Consider the following 18,763-nt stretch of genomic DNA (forward strand, 5'->3'; position numbering starts at 1 on the left):
CAAACGTGATGAAGCGAAACTTTTTTCATCGGTACCTTTCAGCAAAGGTATTACCGATATGGACTGTTCTATTGATAGATGTCCTTATTATTGTTGTATCCAGTTTGCTGGCTTATGCACTGCGATATGATTTTCGGAGTCTTTTTTCGGAGTCGTCGTCCATAGACGTAACGATTGTATGTACAGTAGCCGTAAACCTGATATTTTTCAGGGCATTCCGTACATACTCTAATGTCCTTCGCTTTTCATCGTTTGTAGATATCATGCGCATCTTCGTGGCACTGACTGTGTCGTATGCATTGCTGCTGATAGCGAGTATAGTGGTGAAAAGCTTCACAAACATAAATGTGGCTCCCATAACGGTGCTGTTCATGTCCTATATCATCAGTTTTGCCATGATGGCATGTTCCCGCATTGTTGTGAAGATCTTCTTCGAAGCGTTGAATTTTGATGGTTCTCGCAGTGCCAATGTGTTTATTTATGGAGCCAAAGAGGCCGGAGTAAATATTGCAAAGGCATTGCGCGTCAGTCTTCGTAATCATTACCGCCTGCGCGGTTTCATAGCCGATGAACCGGAACTGATCAACAAGGTGATGATGGGGGTTAAGGTTTTCCCTAATGATGACACGTTGATTGAGAATCTGGATGACCGGGATGTGCATACCATTATCATTTCTCCTGCAAAAATGGAAGCGCTCAAACATTCTGATATGGCAGACCGCCTGTTGGCACATAACATAAAGCTGATGACGGCTCCTCCATTGAGCGAGTGGAACAATCAATTTCTGGATCGTACCCAGCTGAAAGAAATTCAAATAGAGGATTTGCTGCAACGTAATCCTATCGAAATTGATATTCACAAAGTTGCTTCTCATTTGGAAGGCAAGCGAGTGATGATTACAGGTGCTGCCGGGTCTATCGGTAGTGAGATTATGCGTCAGGTGGCTTCTTTCAATCCTTATAAACTGATTCTTGTGGACCAGGCTGAAACTCCTTTGCATGATATCCGTCTGGAGTTGCAAGACCGTTGGAGGGATATTGATGCCGAGACTATCATTGCCGATATTTCCAATGTGACGCGTATGGAGGAAATCTTCAGACGTTACAAGCCTCAGTACATTTTCCATGCGGCAGCTTACAAGCATGTGCCGATGATGGAGGACAATGTGTCCGAGTCTATTCAGGTAAATGTTTACGGTACGAGAACGGTTGCCGACTTGGCTGTGAAGTATGGTGCGGAGAAGTTTGTGATGATTTCTACGGATAAGGCAGTGAATCCTACTAATGTGATGGGATGCTCCAAGCGTATTTGTGAGATATATGTGCACTCACTGGCAAAGAAATTGCTGGCAGAGGGCGGACATGTCACTCAGTTCATCACTACGCGTTTTGGTAATGTGCTGGGTTCGAATGGTTCGGTGATTCCTCGTTTCCGCGATCAGATACAGCGTGGAGGCCCTGTGACTGTGACGCATCCTGAAATTATACGCTATTTTATGACTATCCCCGAAGCCTGTCGTTTGGTGCTTGAAGCCGGAAGCATGGGAAATGGGGGAGAGATCTATATTTTCGATATGGGTAAGCCGGTGCGTATTGTGGACTTGGCCAAGCGAATGATCAGCCTTTCCGGGCGTACGGATGTCAAGATAGAATTTACGGGTTTGCGTCATGGTGAGAAGTTGTACGAGGAGTTGCTGAATGTCAAAGAACTTACTAAGCCCACTTATCATGAAAAAATTATGATTGCTACTGTGCGCGAGTACGACTATGATGAAGTGAATGAGCGTATCCAGAAGTTGATTGATGTCAGCTATACTTATGATCAGATGAAAATCGTAGCTGCCATGAAGGATATCGTTCCCGAATTTGTCAGCAAGAATTCTTGTTTTGAAGTGTTGGATAAGAAGAAATGAAGATAAAAAAGGATTTGAATTAACGAGGTTATGAATTAAAAAAACGGATGATGCATCTTCAATGAACGCATCATCCGTTTTTTTATGGTATCAACTCCTTTTTATTTGTGTGATGAAAAGTATTTCAGGAATTGTGTACGTTCGAATGTATTTACACCATTCAGGTCGCTGACATTCAGCATGCCTTTGAACTGATTGATATTTTCCATTCCTTTGCGGTCCATCCATGTGTTCAGGAAGCGGGTGTATTCACTAATGACAGCATAGGAATTCAGATAGAGTGCGCTGCATAGTTCTACTGCCGAAGCACCTGCCAGGATAGCTTTCACTACTCCTTCGGGAGCATGTATGCCGCCCGATGCTGCATAGTCCAGCTTGTTGACTGCTGCGGAGGCAATGCCTATCCAGCGTAAAGACTTGGACAAGTCTGCATCTGTACTGAATACGTTTCCGGCGCTTTGGGCCATTTTTTCAATATCAATGTCCGGTTGGTAGAAACGGTTGAACATTACCACTGCCGCTGCCCCGTTGGCATAAAGCTGGTCGATAAGAGCTATCGGATTGGTAAGGTTGTCTCCCAATTTCATGATAACAGGGATGTTTACTGTTTTTTTGATGTGGCTCAGGATGTCGATGTGGCGTTGCTCAAAAGCACCGTATGTGTATTGTACATCGGTTTGCAAAGCAAGGATATTGACCTCCAAAGCGTCTGCGCCGGCTTCTTCTATCTTTTTGGCAAATTCAATCCAATCAGCATCCTGATAGCAGTTGATACTGGCAATGATAGGAATGTCACAAACTTTCTTGCTCTCTTTGATTAAATTCAAATATTCACCTAATTTGTGCTCGCGTATATATCCCACCAGATAATCGCTTCCTTCCGGGTACATATTAGGATCTCCCAGCCAGTCGGCTTCCATCATGATTTGTTCCTCAAAAAGAGACTTGAGTACGATAGCGCCTGCACCGGCTTCATAAAGCTTCTGATTCTTGGCTGCACTGTCAGTAAGTCCGGAACTGCTGATAATAATCGGATTTCTAAGTTTCAACCCTGCAAAAGTAGTTTCTAATGTTGCCATGATAATAGTTATTAGTTATTAATATATTCTTTCTCCAAATATTTTACTTCCTACACGAACTAAAGTACTGCCCGCGGCGATTGCTTCGTGATAATCGTGTGACATTCCCATAGACAACTCCCGGAACCATTCCGCATCAGCGAACCATGTGGCTTTTACTTCTTGAAAGAAGCTACTTAATGAACAAAACTCGGCTTTGATTTGTTCGGTATTATCTGTGTTTGTTGCCATGCCCATCAAGCCGCATATCCGGATGTTCTTAAGCTGTTTCCACTCATTGGCAGCAAGCATTTCCCGACATTCGTCGAAGCTGAAACCGAATTTCGTCTCTTCCTGTGCGATGTGCAGTTGCAGCAGGCAGTTTACGGTACGCTCTGCCTTGGCTGCCTGTTTATTGATTTCGGTGAGTAATTTATAGGAATCTACGCCATGAATCAGTGCTACATAGGGTATGATATATTTGATTTTGTTAGTTTGCAGATGTCCGATGAAATGCCATTCGATGTCTTTCGGCAAGCTTTCGTATTTGGCAGTCATCTCCTGTACTTTGCTTTCTCCGAACACACGTTGCCCTGCGCTGTAAGCTTCTTCTATCGCTTCGTTGGGATGAAACTTGGAAACAGCTACCAGTTGCACTCCTTGAGGCAACTCGTCCAGCACTTTTTTAATGTTTTCTGCAATACTCATCGTATATAATATAATAATGTATACACAATAAAATTTTCAATTTCTATTATTTGCTTCTCCCTTTTCTATACTTCAGGTTTGTCATTCGGTTCTGCACTGTACGGATATACATCCATAATGGCAGTTTCCGCTACGGATGCAATCTGATAATCGGCCATTGTGCCTTTCATACCTTCATCCAACTTCTTCACAGCATCGCGTAAGTCAGCGGCCTGTACCAGTACTTGGGTAGATGTTTTCTTCTCTGCACCGCTTTTCTCATCCAATGTGATGAAGACCAATTTGCATTTAAACCAACGGTCGGCCGCGTCTTCTTCACAAGGGAACAATTCACTATAATTTGCCCGTTTGATGTCTGATACGGTAAACTCTCCTGAGATGAACGGAGTCATTTCCTCGATGATGCGTGCTTCTGCTTCTGTAAAGCTGAGTGCGTCTACCAAATAAGGTTCGGTTACTTTCTTGTTCATTCCGTTTTCCATTGTTTTTTCGTAACGGATTTTGCACTCAAACCATGTATGCATTGCCATAATTTTCTAATTTTTAGTTAGTGTTTTAATTAATAAAATATCTTTTTTCTTCCTGTCTTTCTGAGACTTGCTGAAGATTTCCTCTCCTTTGTACGTTGGAAAGGGTGTACAAAGATAAACGAAAAAGGGGAATAATGTTCGATGTACGTGGAAGAAGATTATGTTAATTCAAAACTTTTTATCTATCAAATATTTTGTAGTTCCATGCGGAGTGTTTATCTTTGCGCTCACAAAACGAACTAATCGTGGACGTAAATACCATTCTTAAAAAGAGACGTAGTGAAAGCTACGTTCGGCGGAGCCATAAAAATAGCTCAAATTCAGTGAAATCATAAAACGCTTATTACTAAACTATTAATAATTTATTATTAGCATTTGTTAACTACTACGGTTCATAGGCATTGGTATGCTGTTTATGTTCGCCACAATACTGAATTCAGAGTAGAGTCGTGGCTTCGTGAGCAAGGTATAGAAATTTATTTACCTGTGCAGGATGTCTATCGGGAACATGCCGGAAAGCGTATTAAAGTGACTAAACCGGTAATTAGCGGTATGCTTTTTGTCTGTCTTTCCCGTCCTGAACTTACCATTGTAGAACATGCTCCCAATGTTCATCATTTCTTTAGTAAACGCGGCACTAATGCCCCTCTCATCATTCCCGACCAACAAATGGCGGACTTTCGCTTCATGGTCGACCTTTCCGACACTTCTATATTAATGGTTAATGAACCGATTGCTCCGGGAACTATGGTAACTGTGGCAAAAGGAAGCATGCAGGGTATCCGCGGCGAAATGGTGAAATACGAAAGTAAATATTATATCGCTGTGAGATTGCAGGAATTGGGGTGCGCATTGGTTAGTGTGCCGGTGAGCTATGTGAGACGCGGGTAAGGCATTTATTGTATTTTGCATGTTAGTGTTGTATAAAATGTGGCAGTAAATTTAACAGTGTTAAGACGGAAAAACGATAGTAGATTTTCTTGTTTCAGGAAGTTAACTTCAGCTTTTTGGGATGTTAATTTTATAGATAAGATGAAGTTAACTTTAACATCTCGTTAAAGTTAACTTCGTTATGGTCAATAAATTAATATGATATAAAATATTATTTGTTGCAAATCATTTGTTTTTTTCAAGATAGTGAGTACCTTTGTTTACACTATAAATATAGGTGATATGGCTATGAAACTGAATACTTATCGTTTGACTTCTTTGGAAGAACCTACTGAAGAGCAATTACACGCTTTGATGGAACAAGTAGCCATTGCTGCGCGTGAAAGTTCTCGTAGAGCCAAAATAGAGATGGAACGTAGAATGCAGGAAATAGTACAGATTGTGCTTAAAAGAAAAGAGGGGAAAATTGAATTGTAATGGAAGAAAAACGTCCCACATTATGCATTGTTGCCGGACCAAATGGTTCGGGTAAAACTTCTACCACTGTGCAGTTGCTTCATAATGAGTGGACAGAAAATAGTTTTTATATCAATCCCGATAACATTGCACAAGAACAGTTTGGTGACTGGAATTCTCCCGTTGCCGTATTGAAAGCTGCTGAGTTGGCTACTAAAATGCGTTATGAGTGTTTGGAAAAAAAACAAGATTTTGTTTTTGAAACAGTTTTTTCTTCTGAGGAAAAGTTACAATTTGTAAAAGATGCAAAGAGACTAGGCTTTTTTGTTCGAATTTTTTTTGTTTGTACAGAGAATCCGGAGATAAATGTAAGGCGCATAACACAGCGTTATTTAAATGGCGGACATGAAGTGCCAATATCTAAAATTATTTCACGTTATTATAAATCATTGTTACATATTCATGATGCTATACCTTTTGCAGATAGGGTATATATTTATGATAATTCAATAGAAAATCAAATACCTCAACTATTGTTTCGCACTGTAAATGGGATTCTTTTTAAACAATATGTGAAAGTAATTCCTGAGTGGGCGCAGTTCTTGCTAAAATAATCTAACTTCTGACTATATTTATAGTACCCCCTCAACTTAGGGTTATGAAATAGAAGTGATACTTTCATGTGGACAAAATAATCATTATGTAAAGTAGTTGAAGTTAAAGCTAATGATAGCCTAGAATAGTTCAAATGTTCTCATTTTCTGAAATGGCCGCAATTTATTATAGTGTGTCGAGAACAGTGGAATTTCATGGTTGCTCTTTCTGAAATCTCATTGGAATTTTTTCAAAAATATATTTAACGGGTACAGGGACTATGTTGATATAGTTTTTGACAAAACGACTTTGGCACCCAGCTAATGTTAAATTCATTTTTTTTTATAAACTTGGTTTAGGGCACTGTTTAGTGCCTTAATTAAAGGATATGTTCTACATTGAGTACTTACAGGAAGTTAACTTTAATGTTGTGTTAAAGTTGATTTGATAGAATATCAGTTGTTTATTTCAAAGCTTTCGGAATTTTTATAATAAATATAATAATCAATGAAAAATTTTGCATTAATTGGGGCAGCAGGTTATATTGCTCCTCGCCATCTGCGTGCCATTAAAGATACGGGAAATCGTTTAGTTGCAGCTTACGATAAGTTTGACAGTGTAGGTATTATGGATAGTTTTTTTCCTGAATCTTCGTTTTTTATAGAACAAGAGTTATTTGATCGTCATTGTACAAAACTAAAGGGTACGGATAGAGAAGTAGACTTTGTATCCATCTGTACTCCAAATTATCTTCATGATGCTCACATGCGCTATGGACTACGATTGGGCACTGATGTTATTTGTGAGAAACCGTTGGTTTTAAATCCATGGAATGTGGATGCATTGCAGGAAGTAGAAAAAGAGACCGGGCATCATATATATACGATTCTTCAGCTTCGTTTACACCAATCAATTATTGATTTGAAGAAAAAAATAGAAAATGGTCCTAAAGATAAAATTTATGATGTAGACCTGACTTATATAACTTCTCGTGGTAATTGGTATTATACAAGTTGGAAGGGTGATGTACACAAAAGTGGAGGTATAGCTACTAATATAGGTGTACATTTCTATGATATGCTTTCGTGGATATTTGGTCCGGTAAAGAATAATATAGTTCATGTTTATACACATGATCGGGCAGCAGGATATCTGGAACTTGAAAAGGCTCGTGTCCGCTATTTCTTAAGTATCAATGCTGATAATCTCCCTGAGAATGCAGTTGAAGGTGAAAAACGTACTTATCGTACAATCAATATTGATGGTGAAGAGTTTGAATTCAGCAAAGGATTTACTGAACTACATACCGAAAGTTATAAAGACATTCTGGCAGGTAAAGGTTTCGGCATTGAAGATGCCCGTAATGCCATTAATATTGTATATGACATTCGTCATGCTGAACCTATCGGTTTGAAAGGTGATTATCATCCTTTGGCAAAGCTACCTTTGGCTAAACATCCTTTTGGCTGGTAAGTCGGTTCATTATATAAAATGAAGCAATGAAAGATATGAAACTTCAGATGGTTGATCTTCAAGGTCAATACTTAAAGATAAAAGAAGAGATCGATGTCGGTATCCGGCAGGTAATTGAAACATCCGCTTTCATCAATGGTCCTCAGGTAAAGCAGTTTGCTTCCGAATTAGCTAATTATGCCAGTTGTAAACATGTTATTCCTTGTGCCAATGGAACTGATGCGCTTCAGATAGCATTAATGGCTCTGAATCTGAAGCCGGGGGATGAGGTGATTGTACCTGCATTTACGTATGTGGCTTCTGCAGAAGTAATAGGTTTGTTGGGATTGACTCCGGTTATGGTAGATGTGGATTATGCCACTTTTAATGTGACTGTTGCTAATCTGGAAAAAGCATTAAGCCCCAAGACACGTGCCATTATTCCGGTGCATCTTTTCGGACAATCGTGTGACATGGAACCAATCATGCAGTTTGCAGAAAAACACCATTTGTATGTGGTGGAAGATAATGCACAGGCTCTTGGCGCTATGTATACCTTTTCTAACGGAGCGAAAAAACATACCGGTACAATTGGACATATCGGGTGTACCTCTTTCTTCCCCTCCAAGAATTTAGGTTGCTATGGTGACGGGGGAGCAATCTTTACGAATGATGATACTCTGGCAGAGGAGCTTCGAATGATAGCAAATCATGGTCAGCAAGTGAAATATCATCATAAGGTGATTGGGTGCAATTCACGCCTGGATACTATTCAAGCAGCCGTATTGATAGCCAAACTGAAACACTTGGATGAATATTGTCGTGCCCGTTATGAAGCCGCTTGTTATTATACACAGCATCTGAAAGAAGTGCAAGGCATCATTACTCCGGAGGAATTACCTCAGAGTACACATGTATATCACCAATATACATTGAAAGTACTGGATGATAAACGCAATGCATTGAAAAAATATTTGGCAGATGCCGATATTCCGAGTATGATTTATTATCCCTTGCCTTTGCAGCAACAAGAAGCCTTTCAAGGTATAACTCGTTCTGCGGAATCTTTGGATAACTCTGAAACATTAGCATATTCTGTTCTTTCTCTTCCGGTTCATACCGAACTAACTACCGATCAACAAGATTTGGTTATCAATCGTATCAAAGAATTCTTCAAATAGTTCTTCAAAAATCATTTTTATGCAAGATTATTTTGCTCATGAAACAGCAACTATTGATGATGGTTGCCGGATTGGTGTAGGTACTAAAATATGGCATTACAGCCATATAATGTCAGGCTGTACACTTGGTGAGAAGTGCAATATCGGTCAGAATGTAGTAATCTCTCCGGATGTAGTACTTGGAAACAATGTTAAGGTACAGAACAATGTATCTATCTATACTGGAGTGACGTGCGATGACGATGTATTTCTTGGTCCTTCCTGTGTTTTTACCAATGTGACCAATCCTCGTAGTGCCATTAACCGTAAGGCTGAATATGCTAAAACTCATGTTGGCAAAGGGGCTACCATTGGCGCTAATGCTACGATTGTTTGCGGGCATGATATTGGTGAGTATGCTTTTATAGGCGCAGGTGCAGTAGTTACTAAAACCATTCCTGCATATGCTCTATTGGTCGGTAATCCTGCTCGTCAGATAGGTTGGATGAGCGAGTATGGGCACCGTCTTGAATTTGATAAAAATGGTTTTGCCGTATGTCCGGAAAGTAAGGAACATTATCAGCTCAAAGATGGTAGAGTCACCAAACTTTAATTTAAACTTCTGTAATATTTTAATTCTGAAATAATCATGTATAATAAATTAGTAAATAAGGAAGCTAAGCTTGCGTTAGTAGGTTTAGGTTATGTAGGTTTACCTATTGCTTTGGAATTTGCAAAGAAAATTTCTGTTATAGGCTTTGATATCAATGAAGCACGTTTGGCAAAAATGCGCGAGGGAATTGATCCTTGTAATGAATTGGATGGTTCAGCTTTTGAAAATGTAGATATTGAGTTTACTTCATCCATTGAGAAGTTGAAAGAAGCTTCTTTCTTCATCGTGGCAGTTCCTACCCCGATTGACAAATATAATAAACCTGATTTGACCCCTTTGTTGAAAGCATCCCGTTCTTTAGCGCAAGCATTGAAGCCTGGTGATTATGTCGTTTACGAATCGACTGTTTATCCCGGCTGTACAGAAGACGATTGTCTTCCTGTATTGGAAGAGGTAAGTGGTTTGAAAGCTGGGATTGATTTTAAATACGGATATTCTCCTGAACGTATCAATCCGGGTGAGAAAGTACACACTCTTCCGAATACAATCAAGATTGTTTCCGGTTGTGACCCTGAATCATTGGATACAATTGCTAAAGTATATGAACTGGTAGTGAAGCCGGGTGTTCATAGAGCTCCGAATATTAAGGTAGCCGAAGCAGCCAAAATTATAGAGAATACCCAACGTGATGTGAATATCGCTTTAATGAACGAACTTTCTATTATTTTCAGTCGTATTGGAATCAATACTTATGACGTATTAGAAGCTGCCGGAACGAAATGGAACTTCCTGAAATTTTATCCTGGCTTGGTTGGTGGTCATTGTATTGGTGTAGACCCTTATTATCTGGTACAAAAAGCTAGTGAATTGAAATACCATTGTCAGATTATTAGCGCCGGTCGTTACATTAACGACAGCATGGGTGGATATATCGCTAAAAAGCTGGTAAAACGTCTAATCTCTTTAGGCAAAGGTGTATTGGGTGCTCGGGTTCTTGTGATGGGTGTTACTTTTAAGGAGAATGTAGCAGATATTCGTAATTCTAAAGTTGTTGATATAATCAACGAATTGAAAGACTTTGGATGCGATGTGGATGTGGTTGACCCGTATGCAGATAGTGATGAAGTGCAGCATGAATATGGATTCCGACTAGTTGAAAAACCAAGGGATAATTACGATGCAGTGGTAGTGGCTGTGGCACATGATGAATATAAGGATTTGGATGAAAAATTCTTTAAGAAAATGACTTATAATCATGCGGTGCTGGTAGATATTAAGGGAATGTATAGAGATAAGATACATGAATTGAAATATTGGAGTCTGTAAACGGAATATGGAAAAACCACTAATAAGTATTGGAATGCCAGTTTTTAATGATAGAGATTTTATTGAGAGATCTATACAATCATTATTAAATCAGACATTCTGTAATTTTGAATTAATAATCTCTGATGATTGTTCTACGGATGGAAGTCAGGATATTTGTTTGAGGTATGCAAACTTAGATTCAAGAATTAAGTATATTAGACATGCAAAAAACATAGGAATCTCTAATAATATGAAATTCGTTTTATGTAAAGCTGTTGGGGAATATTTTATGTGGGCTGGAGATGATGATTTATGGGCGCCAAATTTTGTAGAAGTTTTATATGATTTATTAAAAAAAAATACGGATTGTATAGCTGCGTTTACTCCTTGGGTATCTATAAATGAAGATGATAATATAATTAAAGAAAAAAATATTCATAGATCTAATTATGCATCTTCCTTTACATTAATACGTCTGCTGAAGTTGTGTTATTATTGGGATGATGGCTTTGGGTATGGTTTGTTTGTCAGAGATAAAATATTGAATGTCAATTTCCCTGTTTGGTGGTGGATTAATAAAATAAGAGCTTATAATAATATATATCCTACTTTATTTTACTATTTGACTAAAGGTAATTTTGTAATGCATAAAGGAGAACCTCTTTGGTTTAATAGAGAAAAAACATCTAATCATGTGAATCATAAGCTGCCGTACGCCAATAGTTTTTGTAGAGGATTATTTGCTAATTATTTATGGAAGTTTAATGTTTATGTAAAATGTCTTGGGGAAGTCATAAGAGCTTCAAATTTGGGCAGTATATATGTGCTATTCTTATTGCCTATTTTTATTTTAGGATTAATGTGGTATTATGTAAAAATGGGAGTAGTATTTTTTGTTAGGTTACTACTAGGTAAATGTCGTTTTTTCTAATTCAATAATTGTGTCAGATTTTTTCTTATGACTATATTTAAAGAATTTATAAAGTTTTCTTTTGGTTCATGGATCGCTTCAATAATAAGCTTTATTACAGTTCCTATAACTACTATGCTTATTGTCCCGGCTGAGTTTGGAAGGTCTACTTTATTTGTTCTTTGGGCTAATGTCATTTTTCAAGTAATATTGTTAGGTGGAGATTCTGGATTTATGCGTTTTTTTTATAAAATAAGTAAATCTAAATGGCCCACCCTTTTATGGAGTTCTCTCTTTCCTTCTATAGGCTGTTGGTTTATTGTATCTTTAGCTCTTTTGGGAATGAAAGATTATGTTTCAAATATGCTTATTGGCTATTCGGAAAATCTTATAGTGTATTTATTGATTTCACAACTATTCATTATGCTTTTTGAACGTTATTCGTTTCTAATCGTACGTATGCAACAAAAAGGAATATGTTTTTCTATGGTGCGAGTAGTTAGTGCTTTATTTACTCCACTAACTTTAATATTATATGCTAAATATGTAAATGCAAATTTCTATGCAGTTATATATTCCACTATAGTTTCTTTACTAGTGTCATTCAGTATATTAGTTGTTCTTGAAAAGAAAATCTGGTTTTCAATTACTCTCCCCAATATAAATATAATGAAAAGAGTATTTGTTTTTGGTTTTCCATTATTATTTACAGGCTTTATTGCGATGTTTTTTGAAGGGATGGATAAAATTATGTTACGTCAATTTTCAACGTTTTCAGAATTGGGAATCTATAATGTTGCTTTCAAAATAGTTGCTGTATTGGCTATTATTCAAAGCTCTTTTTCTACATTTTGGACTCCTTTAAGCTATAAAACATATGAAGAAAATAAATTTGAAAAAACGCTATTTGAAAAGACATTTAAGAATATTGCATTTATATTGATTTTAATTGCATTTTTAGTAATAGGTTTTAGAGAAATCTTGGTGCTTTTCTTAGATGAACAATATTATTCATGTATAGATGTTGTTCCATTTTTGGTATTTATGCCTATATCATATACATTGACCGAAGTAACTACTATTGGCATTAATTTTATGAATAAAACAAGGTATTATGTTTATATTTTTATAGCCTTGATATTTATCTCTGTGTTGTTTTATGTATTGTTTGTCCCTATTTGGGGGGCAAAAGGGGCTTCATTATCTCTTGCATTATCATATATTTCGTATTTCCTAATCAGAACTATTGTTGCGAATAAGCTATTCCCTTTTCATTTGGATATAAAAGTGTTTGTATCTTTAATAATCTTATTTATTGATGCTTTTATTAATACGTTTATTCCATATCAGAATTTACAAATAGTAGTTAATTGTATCTTGTTGGGAGGTTTCTTGATTTATAACATTTCTCTCACTAAATATTTTTTTAAATATATATTTACTCATATAAAAAAGCAATAAACAATAATAATTTTATTATGAAGCAAGTTTGTAAGCGTTGTGTTATGGATACAACAGATCCTTTAATTCGTTTTGACGATAATAATTACTGTAATCATTGTAATAGAATTTTGTCAGATTACAAAAGACCTCCCTACTCTTTAGATTGTATCGAAAAAGAACAAGCATTACAAGATTATATTTCTAAAATTAAAGAAGATGGAAAAGATAATAAGTATGATTGTTTAATTGGTGTTAGTGGGGGAGTTGATAGTACGTATGTTGCATATTTATGTGTAAAGTACGGTCTACGGCCTTTAGCTATACATTTAGATAATGGGTGGAATAGTGAATTAGCAGAACAGAATATAAAAAATCTTGTCGATAAATTGCAGATTGATTTTGAAAGAATTAAAGTTGATCCAGTAGAATTCCGAGATTTACAATTGGCATTTTTGAAAGCATCTGTCGTGGACTTAGAAGCTGTTTCTGATAATTTGATTCATGTAATATTTAGCAGGTTAGCTAAAAAATATAAAATAAAATATTTTATAAATGGCTGTAATTATGCAACAGAAGCTATTTTGCCTAAATCATGGATTGCAGAATTTAAATATGATGGCTTGAATATAAGAGCTATATATAAAAAATTTGGATCGAAAAGAAAATTAATATCATATCCGACATTTTCTTTTTGGGAAGCTTTTAAATATATGATGAGATTATCGTATATGAAACAGTTTGCAATTTTAAATTATGTGGATTATAACAAAGATAATGTGAAACTATTTATACAAAAGGAATTGGGATGGTCGGACTATGGAGGTAAGCATTTTGAATCAATAATTACAAGATTTTATCAAGCTTATATTTTACCTAAAAAATTTGATATTGATAAAAGAAAGGCACATTATTCATCATTAATATGTTCAAGTCAATTAACAAGAGATGAAGCGATTGAGCTACTTCATGAACCTTTATATGAGAAAGATATGTTGATAGAAGATGAAAAATTCTTTTTATCACAGATGGGATTGACGAAAATAGAGTTTGATAATTTGATGAATTTACCAATTAGAAAGCATACATTTTATCCTTCTTATACAGTAGCTTTAAATGTGTTATTGAAAATAGCTATTTTTGTTAAAAGGAATATTTTTTTTATGAAGTAATTTTTTTCAATGAGGAAATATGTTGATAATATTTGTATTGGATTAGAACATTTTATAGATAAGGTAGGCTATCAATCATCTGTATATAATAAAAATGGTGAAACTATTAAGTATCTAATAAATGATGTCAGTGGTAAAAGCGAAGTCTTTATTAATAAATATAATGCAGATGCTTACATTTTACCTAATAATGCTATATTAAGATTATTCTCGTATGTTTTTATTTTGATGAATTATAGGTCAAAGTATGTGGAGCTTTACTGTACAGGGAGACTCACTGTATTCTATGCTTTATTTGCTAAAATCTTTTTCAGAAAATTAGTCGTAATATTAAGAGGAACTGAATTTGATGGTAAGGTACAATCTTTATCGTTAAATTTGTATACACTGAAAATGGCAAATGTTATAATTGTTAAGGAATATAATCTTTTGAAAAGTATTCAAAAATATTCTTTAGAGTATAAGACTTCTTTTCTTCATAATGCTGTTCCTCAATCTAATTCTAGTTTAGAATATACTGAAAGAGAGATTGATATACTATTCTTAAATACTCCACGGGCTTCTCGGAATGTCCTCTTTCTAATCGATGTTTTTGCTCAGATATTAAAAGAAAAGCCTTACTTAAATATCGTTATAGCTGGCTTTAGTGTTTTGGACCGCTCAGATAATCATATTGAAGAAGATTATCAATATGAAGTTCTTCATAAAATAGAAAAAATAGGATTAAAGAATAAAATAAAAACACTTGGGTTCGTCTCTAATTCCCATTCTTTATTATCAATTTCTAAAATATTCATTTTCCCAGCAGATATCATCTTTTGTAATTATACATTGTTGGAAGCTATGTCTTATGGGTGTGTGCCTATTATTTCTAATGGAGAAGGTGCTGAGCTAATAATTGATGATGAAGTAGATGGTCGTATAAATAATTTGGATATAAATGATTTTGTATATTCTATCTTAGATTGTTTAAATTGTGATATTTGGAATCATTACTCAATAAATGCAAAATTCAAAATTAAAACAGGTTTCTCTATTGAAACATGGTATCAGAATATCTCTAAAATAAAAAATAAAATAGTCTGATGCTAAATAAGTATTGTGTCCTTTTTGGAGTTTCTTTTATATCTAATTTTATAATTGCAGCAGAACTTTTTTCTATTCCATTGGAATCTTGTTCATATTATGGCCTTTTCTTTTTTACTTTTCTATATTTACTTATTTGTCAATTTAGAATTAATCCAAATCTTAATCGGCTGAGAAGAGTTATATTAATCCTGTTTTTTACGCCGATCTTATGGTCTATATTTGGAGTACTTGTTAATTCCTTTTTAATTGATAATATCCATTATTCTTTTCAGGTTCTTATGACAGGTTTACCTAGACTAATAAATTATCTTTTAATACTTATTTTATTCTTATCATTTTCTGAGATGGATGAAAAGAATAGTATTCGGAATATTAAATGGTTTTATTTCGCACTGTTAGTTTTTCTTTTTTTTGGACTATGGCAATTTTTTCATTTCTATTTTGATATTCCAATTATATCTTTTGAAACAAGAGACATGGCGCATAGTGTCGTTGGTGTTGGACCCACTCATAGGATAACATCAATAGCTAGAGAACCAAGTTTTTTTAGTCCTTTACTAGTTGAATTATTTGTTTTGTCTTTATTTTTTAAAGAGTTAGGGTGGAATAAATTTCTTTTAAATGTGGTTATAGGAGTAACTTTATTTGTATCAGTTTTTACTCTGTCTCCTTCTACATATATGGAATTCTTTTTTCTATTTCTAATCATGATCTTTAGAAATAAAATAAAATTCTCAACTATAATTGTATTAGGAATATCGTCAATAATTATTATCTCTTTTTTTCAGTATTTGAATGAATTTATATTATATCGTCTTATAAATGTAGAAGATAGTACACGCTTTTTATTAATAGAAACAATCATTGATACGATGTCGAATATGGATATATTTACCTTGTTATTTGGAATAGGGCCTAAAGGGTTGTCTTATATATCAGAGATTACTACTATTGACGGAACAGGTGAAAAAGTGCATTCTTCTACTAATAACATTTTTGCAGATTTATTTGTTGATAATGGATTGTTTGGAGTGTTATTCTTGATAATACTATTCGTGTATTTATATAGAAAGGCGTTTAGTATAAAATATAGTAATTTACCAGCTTTGTTTTTTATTCATCTATTTTTATGCTGTCAATATAGGGGAAATTATTCTTCTGTAAGATTTATAATATTAGTTGCAATATTAATTTTTTTGATTAGTTTTTATAAAAAGAAAGAGCAAAAGTATTCTTATGAAGGATAAAACTATACTGTTTGTTGACCCGATGTCTTATCATAATTTAGCATTATATGATTATAATCTTCTTTTACATATAAAACATAAAAGATTAATATTTGCATGTAATAAAAAATTTGATTTATCAATTCCGCATACGATATATCACTTGTTTTCATACCAAGAATATACTTTGTTGAGAAAAATTCTGAGTTATGTGTTTTCTATGATTAAGATTCTTGTAATATGTGAAAAAATGAAAGTAAATTTAGTTCATTTCCAATGGCTAAAATTCCCTTTCTTTGACTATATTATAATCAAAATTCTTAAGTATAGAAAGATTAAAGTCGTTTATACAGCTCATAATGCATTACCCCACGATTCGGGGAAAAAGTACATGTGGATTTATAAATTGATTTATCATGAGGTAGATAAGGTGATATGTCATACACATTATGCTCAAGTTCAATTAAAGTATATTTTTTCATTGCAAAACACGGTCGTGATCCCACATGGATTATTAGACCTGAAATTGTTACAAGAGGATAGTGATATAGATTTAAATCTGATATCTCATTTGGAGAACGCAGACGGAATTGTATTCTCTTTTTTAGGAAATATCTCTAATTATAAAGGGATTGATATTGTAGTTGAAACATGGTTGTCATCAAATGCATTGAAAAAATCCAATGCAAAGTTATTGATAGCTGGAAGTGGAGTGATTCCTAATATAGAAAAACTATCTTTATGTGAGAATGTATTACTGTTGAACAGAATGTTAAACAACAATGAACTTCAGTTTTGTATTAATCATTCGGACTTTATATTGATGCCATATAAGGAAATCTCGCAAAGTGGATTATTATTAACCGTTTTGACTAATAGAAAGAAGGTTATCGTTTCTAATTTGCCACCATTAATAGAACCTTTTGAATTTATATCTAATGACTTAGGATATATTTTAGAGGAAAATACATCCGATAATTTGAAAGCAATATTGGAACAAATATTGATTAATAGAGAAAAAGGAGTACTTTTAAGTGAAAAAATATTCGAAGAACTATCTGAATATTATAGCTGGGAAAAAATAGGTGTTAAGACACTACAACTCTATACTAATCTATTGAAGAATAAATGCAAGAGAGTGGTATAGGGGAAAGGATATATTATATAGGTGAAAATACATGAATAAACATTTTGTTTCCATAATTTGTCCAGTCTCTAATGAAGAAAAATATATAGAGCGTTGTGTGAAATCTGTTATAGAACAAGATTATCCTAAGGAATTGATGGAGATTCTATATGTGGATGGGATGAGTACCGATAACACTCGTTCTATAATACTAAATTATGTGCAAAAATATAGTTTTATAAAGTTATTGGATAATCCTAATAAGATAGTATCTCCTGCATTAAATATTGGTATTAATAATTCTATTGGAGATGTTATAGTTCGTTTGGATGGACACTGTATTTATCCTTCAAATTATATATCAAGATTAGTTTATAACTTATATCATCTGAAAGCAGATAATGTTGGTGCTGTTTTAAATACACTACCTGCTCATGAGACTTCCGTCTGTCGAGCTATTGCAATAGGAATGAGTCATCGGTTTGGTGTAGGAAACTCATTATGTAGGATTGGGGCTAATGAAGTGATGCAAGCTGATACTGTACCTTTTGGGTGTTTCAAAAAAGAAATATTTGACAAACTGGGAGGCTTTGACCTTGATTTGGTTAGAAATCAAGACGATGAATTTAATGCTCGTATAATAAAAAATGGCGGAAAGATATTTTTAATACCAGATTTAGTGATTGATTATTATGCTAGAGATAAAATATCAAAGATGTCTAAAATGTTTTATCAATATGGTTTGTTTAAACCATTGGTAAACAAGAAACTCGGTTCACCTGCGACAATAAGGCAATTTTTTCCAGTTATGTTTCTTCTAGGATTGATAGTTGGTATCCCATTGAGCTATATAAATATTTATTTTGCAATTATTTATTTAGTAGTTATTCTGTTTTATTGTATATTGGCTGTTTATTTTTCATTGAAAGAGGTAAAAAAATGGAGAGATTGGAATTTGATATTTTTTCTACCAATTACTTTTCTTATTATTCATCTGAGTTATGGTTGGGGATATTTCAAGGGAATATATCAAGTCTTGATGGGATATTCATTTTCGGCAAAAACGAATAGATGAAGTACTTATTTTACTTGTTAGATAAGTTTAGTTCTTTGTACA

18 protein-coding genes are annotated in these 18,763 nt (G+C 34.5%); 15 read left to right on the forward strand and 3 right to left on the reverse strand.

Going from position 1 to position 18,763, the window contains the following annotated elements:
• Positions 1-8: 8 nt before the first annotated feature.
• On the forward strand, positions 9-1,913 hold the full coding sequence (locus tag NQ546_RS09895) for a polysaccharide biosynthesis protein (protein ID WP_039953175.1): 1,905 nt from the start codon (positions 9-11) through the stop codon (positions 1,911-1,913).
• A gap of 101 nt (positions 1,914-2,014) precedes the next feature.
• Here NQ546_RS09895 and NQ546_RS09900 read toward each other — a convergent pair whose 3' ends face one another.
• The 3 genes from NQ546_RS09900 to NQ546_RS09910 all read right to left on the reverse strand — a co-directional run bounded on the left by NQ546_RS09900 (position 2,015) and on the right by NQ546_RS09910 (position 4,209).
• On the reverse strand, positions 2,015-2,992 hold the full coding sequence (locus NQ546_RS09900) for a dihydroorotate dehydrogenase-like protein (protein WP_004289987.1): 978 nt from the start codon (positions 2,990-2,992) through the stop codon (positions 2,015-2,017).
• 18 nt (positions 2,993-3,010) lie between these two features.
• On the reverse strand, positions 3,011-3,679 hold the full coding sequence (locus NQ546_RS09905) for a YggS family pyridoxal phosphate-dependent enzyme (protein ID WP_004289988.1): 669 nt from the start codon (positions 3,677-3,679) through the stop codon (positions 3,011-3,013).
• 65 nt (positions 3,680-3,744) lie between these two features.
• The gene (locus NQ546_RS09910; RefSeq protein ID WP_004289989.1) at positions 3,745-4,209 is read right to left on the reverse strand and encodes a DUF4494 domain-containing protein; all 465 of its coding nucleotides are present in this window, start codon (positions 4,207-4,209) and stop codon (positions 3,745-3,747) included.
• Positions 4,210-4,584: 375 nt separating this feature from the next.
• Between NQ546_RS09910 and NQ546_RS09915 the strand changes: the two genes are divergently transcribed.
• The 14 genes from NQ546_RS09915 (at position 4,585) to NQ546_RS09980 (ending at position 18,721) form a co-directional block, all read left to right on the forward strand.
• Entirely contained in the window at positions 4,585-5,100 is a 516-nt protein-coding gene (locus tag NQ546_RS09915) for a UpxY family transcription antiterminator (RefSeq protein ID WP_004289990.1), read from the forward strand.
• A 288-nt stretch (positions 5,101-5,388) separates the two neighbouring features.
• Positions 5,389-5,577 (forward strand): hypothetical protein, encoded by a 189-nt coding sequence (locus tag NQ546_RS09920; protein ID WP_039953223.1) that lies wholly within the window; start codon positions 5,389-5,391, stop codon positions 5,575-5,577.
• Positions 5,577-6,170 (forward strand): zeta toxin family protein, encoded by a 594-nt coding sequence (locus tag NQ546_RS09925; RefSeq protein ID WP_004289992.1) that lies wholly within the window; start codon positions 5,577-5,579, stop codon positions 6,168-6,170. The genes NQ546_RS09920 and NQ546_RS09925 overlap by 1 nt, the downstream gene beginning before the upstream one ends.
• A 487-nt stretch (positions 6,171-6,657) precedes the next feature.
• A complete protein-coding gene (locus NQ546_RS09930) occupies positions 6,658-7,623 on the forward strand; it encodes a Gfo/Idh/MocA family oxidoreductase (RefSeq protein WP_004289993.1) in 966 nt (321 codons plus the stop codon).
• Positions 7,624-7,649: 26 nt separating this feature from the next.
• Positions 7,650-8,783, forward strand: coding sequence for a DegT/DnrJ/EryC1/StrS family aminotransferase (locus tag NQ546_RS09935; RefSeq protein WP_004289994.1), 1,134 nt, complete (start codon positions 7,650-7,652; stop codon positions 8,781-8,783).
• 19 nt (positions 8,784-8,802) lie between these two features.
• Positions 8,803-9,375, forward strand: a complete 573-nt coding sequence (locus tag NQ546_RS09940; RefSeq protein WP_004289995.1) for an acyltransferase — start codon at positions 8,803-8,805, stop codon at positions 9,373-9,375.
• A gap of 36 nt (positions 9,376-9,411) precedes the next feature.
• A complete protein-coding gene (locus NQ546_RS09945; protein ID WP_004289996.1) occupies positions 9,412-10,701 on the forward strand; it encodes a nucleotide sugar dehydrogenase in 1,290 nt (429 codons plus the stop codon).
• A gap of 7 nt (positions 10,702-10,708) precedes the next feature.
• On the forward strand, positions 10,709-11,614 hold the full coding sequence (locus tag NQ546_RS09950; protein WP_004289997.1) for a glycosyltransferase family 2 protein: 906 nt from the start codon (positions 10,709-10,711) through the stop codon (positions 11,612-11,614).
• A gap of 27 nt (positions 11,615-11,641) precedes the next feature.
• On the forward strand, positions 11,642-13,054 hold the full coding sequence (locus NQ546_RS09955) for a lipopolysaccharide biosynthesis protein (RefSeq protein ID WP_004289998.1): 1,413 nt from the start codon (positions 11,642-11,644) through the stop codon (positions 13,052-13,054).
• 17 nt (positions 13,055-13,071) lie between these two features.
• Positions 13,072-14,205, forward strand: coding sequence for an N-acetyl sugar amidotransferase (locus NQ546_RS09960; protein ID WP_004289999.1), 1,134 nt, complete (start codon positions 13,072-13,074; stop codon positions 14,203-14,205).
• A gap of 9 nt (positions 14,206-14,214) precedes the next feature.
• A complete protein-coding gene (locus tag NQ546_RS09965) occupies positions 14,215-15,291 on the forward strand; it encodes a glycosyltransferase (RefSeq protein WP_004290000.1) in 1,077 nt (358 codons plus the stop codon).
• 347 nt (positions 15,292-15,638) lie between these two features.
• Positions 15,639-16,541, forward strand: coding sequence for a hypothetical protein (locus NQ546_RS09970; protein WP_147293902.1), 903 nt, complete (start codon positions 15,639-15,641; stop codon positions 16,539-16,541).
• Positions 16,531-17,667, forward strand: coding sequence for a glycosyltransferase (locus NQ546_RS09975; RefSeq protein ID WP_004290002.1), 1,137 nt, complete (start codon positions 16,531-16,533; stop codon positions 17,665-17,667). The genes NQ546_RS09970 and NQ546_RS09975 overlap by 11 nt, the downstream gene beginning before the upstream one ends.
• 31 nt (positions 17,668-17,698) lie before the next feature.
• On the forward strand, positions 17,699-18,721 hold the full coding sequence (locus tag NQ546_RS09980; protein ID WP_004290003.1) for a glycosyltransferase family 2 protein: 1,023 nt from the start codon (positions 17,699-17,701) through the stop codon (positions 18,719-18,721).
• Positions 18,722-18,763 lie beyond the last annotated feature (42 nt).

The sequence above is a fragment of the Bacteroides eggerthii genome (assembly GCF_025146565.1).
Taxonomy (GTDB): Bacteria; Bacteroidota; Bacteroidia; order Bacteroidales; family Bacteroidaceae; genus Bacteroides; species Bacteroides eggerthii.

Excerpts from the sequence above, each read along its gene's own strand:
- NQ546_RS09970 (WP_147293902.1), top strand. The coding sequence starts at position 15,639 with ATGGATGAAAAGAATAGTATTCGGAATATTAAATGGTTTTATTTCGCA.
- NQ546_RS09920 (WP_039953223.1), top strand. The coding sequence starts at position 5,389 with ATGAAACTGAATACTTATCGTTTGACTTCTTTGGAAGAACCTACTGAA.
- NQ546_RS09960 (WP_004289999.1), top strand. The coding sequence starts at position 13,072 with ATGAAGCAAGTTTGTAAGCGTTGTGTTATGGATACAACAGATCCTTTA.
- NQ546_RS09930 (WP_004289993.1), top strand. The coding sequence starts at position 6,658 with ATGAAAAATTTTGCATTAATTGGGGCAGCAGGTTATATTGCTCCTCGC.
- NQ546_RS09925 (WP_004289992.1), top strand. The coding sequence starts at position 5,577 with ATGGAAGAAAAACGTCCCACATTATGCATTGTTGCCGGACCAAATGGT.
- NQ546_RS09955 (WP_004289998.1), top strand. The coding sequence starts at position 11,642 with ATGACTATATTTAAAGAATTTATAAAGTTTTCTTTTGGTTCATGGATC.
- NQ546_RS09910 (WP_004289989.1), bottom strand. The coding sequence starts at position 4,209 with ATGGCAATGCATACATGGTTTGAGTGCAAAATCCGTTACGAAAAAACA.
- NQ546_RS09975 (WP_004290002.1), top strand. The coding sequence starts at position 16,531 with ATGAAGGATAAAACTATACTGTTTGTTGACCCGATGTCTTATCATAAT.
- NQ546_RS09905 (WP_004289988.1), bottom strand. The coding sequence starts at position 3,679 with ATGAGTATTGCAGAAAACATTAAAAAAGTGCTGGACGAGTTGCCTCAA.
- NQ546_RS09950 (WP_004289997.1), top strand. The coding sequence starts at position 10,709 with ATGGAAAAACCACTAATAAGTATTGGAATGCCAGTTTTTAATGATAGA.
- NQ546_RS09980 (WP_004290003.1), top strand. The coding sequence starts at position 17,699 with ATGAATAAACATTTTGTTTCCATAATTTGTCCAGTCTCTAATGAAGAA.
- NQ546_RS09940 (WP_004289995.1), top strand. The coding sequence starts at position 8,803 with ATGCAAGATTATTTTGCTCATGAAACAGCAACTATTGATGATGGTTGC.
- NQ546_RS09900 (WP_004289987.1), bottom strand. The coding sequence starts at position 2,992 with ATGGCAACATTAGAAACTACTTTTGCAGGGTTGAAACTTAGAAATCCG.
- NQ546_RS09895 (WP_039953175.1), top strand. The coding sequence starts at position 9 with ATGAAGCGAAACTTTTTTCATCGGTACCTTTCAGCAAAGGTATTACCG.
- NQ546_RS09945 (WP_004289996.1), top strand. The coding sequence starts at position 9,412 with ATGTATAATAAATTAGTAAATAAGGAAGCTAAGCTTGCGTTAGTAGGT.
- NQ546_RS09965 (WP_004290000.1), top strand. The coding sequence starts at position 14,215 with ATGAGGAAATATGTTGATAATATTTGTATTGGATTAGAACATTTTATA.
- NQ546_RS09935 (WP_004289994.1), top strand. The coding sequence starts at position 7,650 with ATGAAAGATATGAAACTTCAGATGGTTGATCTTCAAGGTCAATACTTA.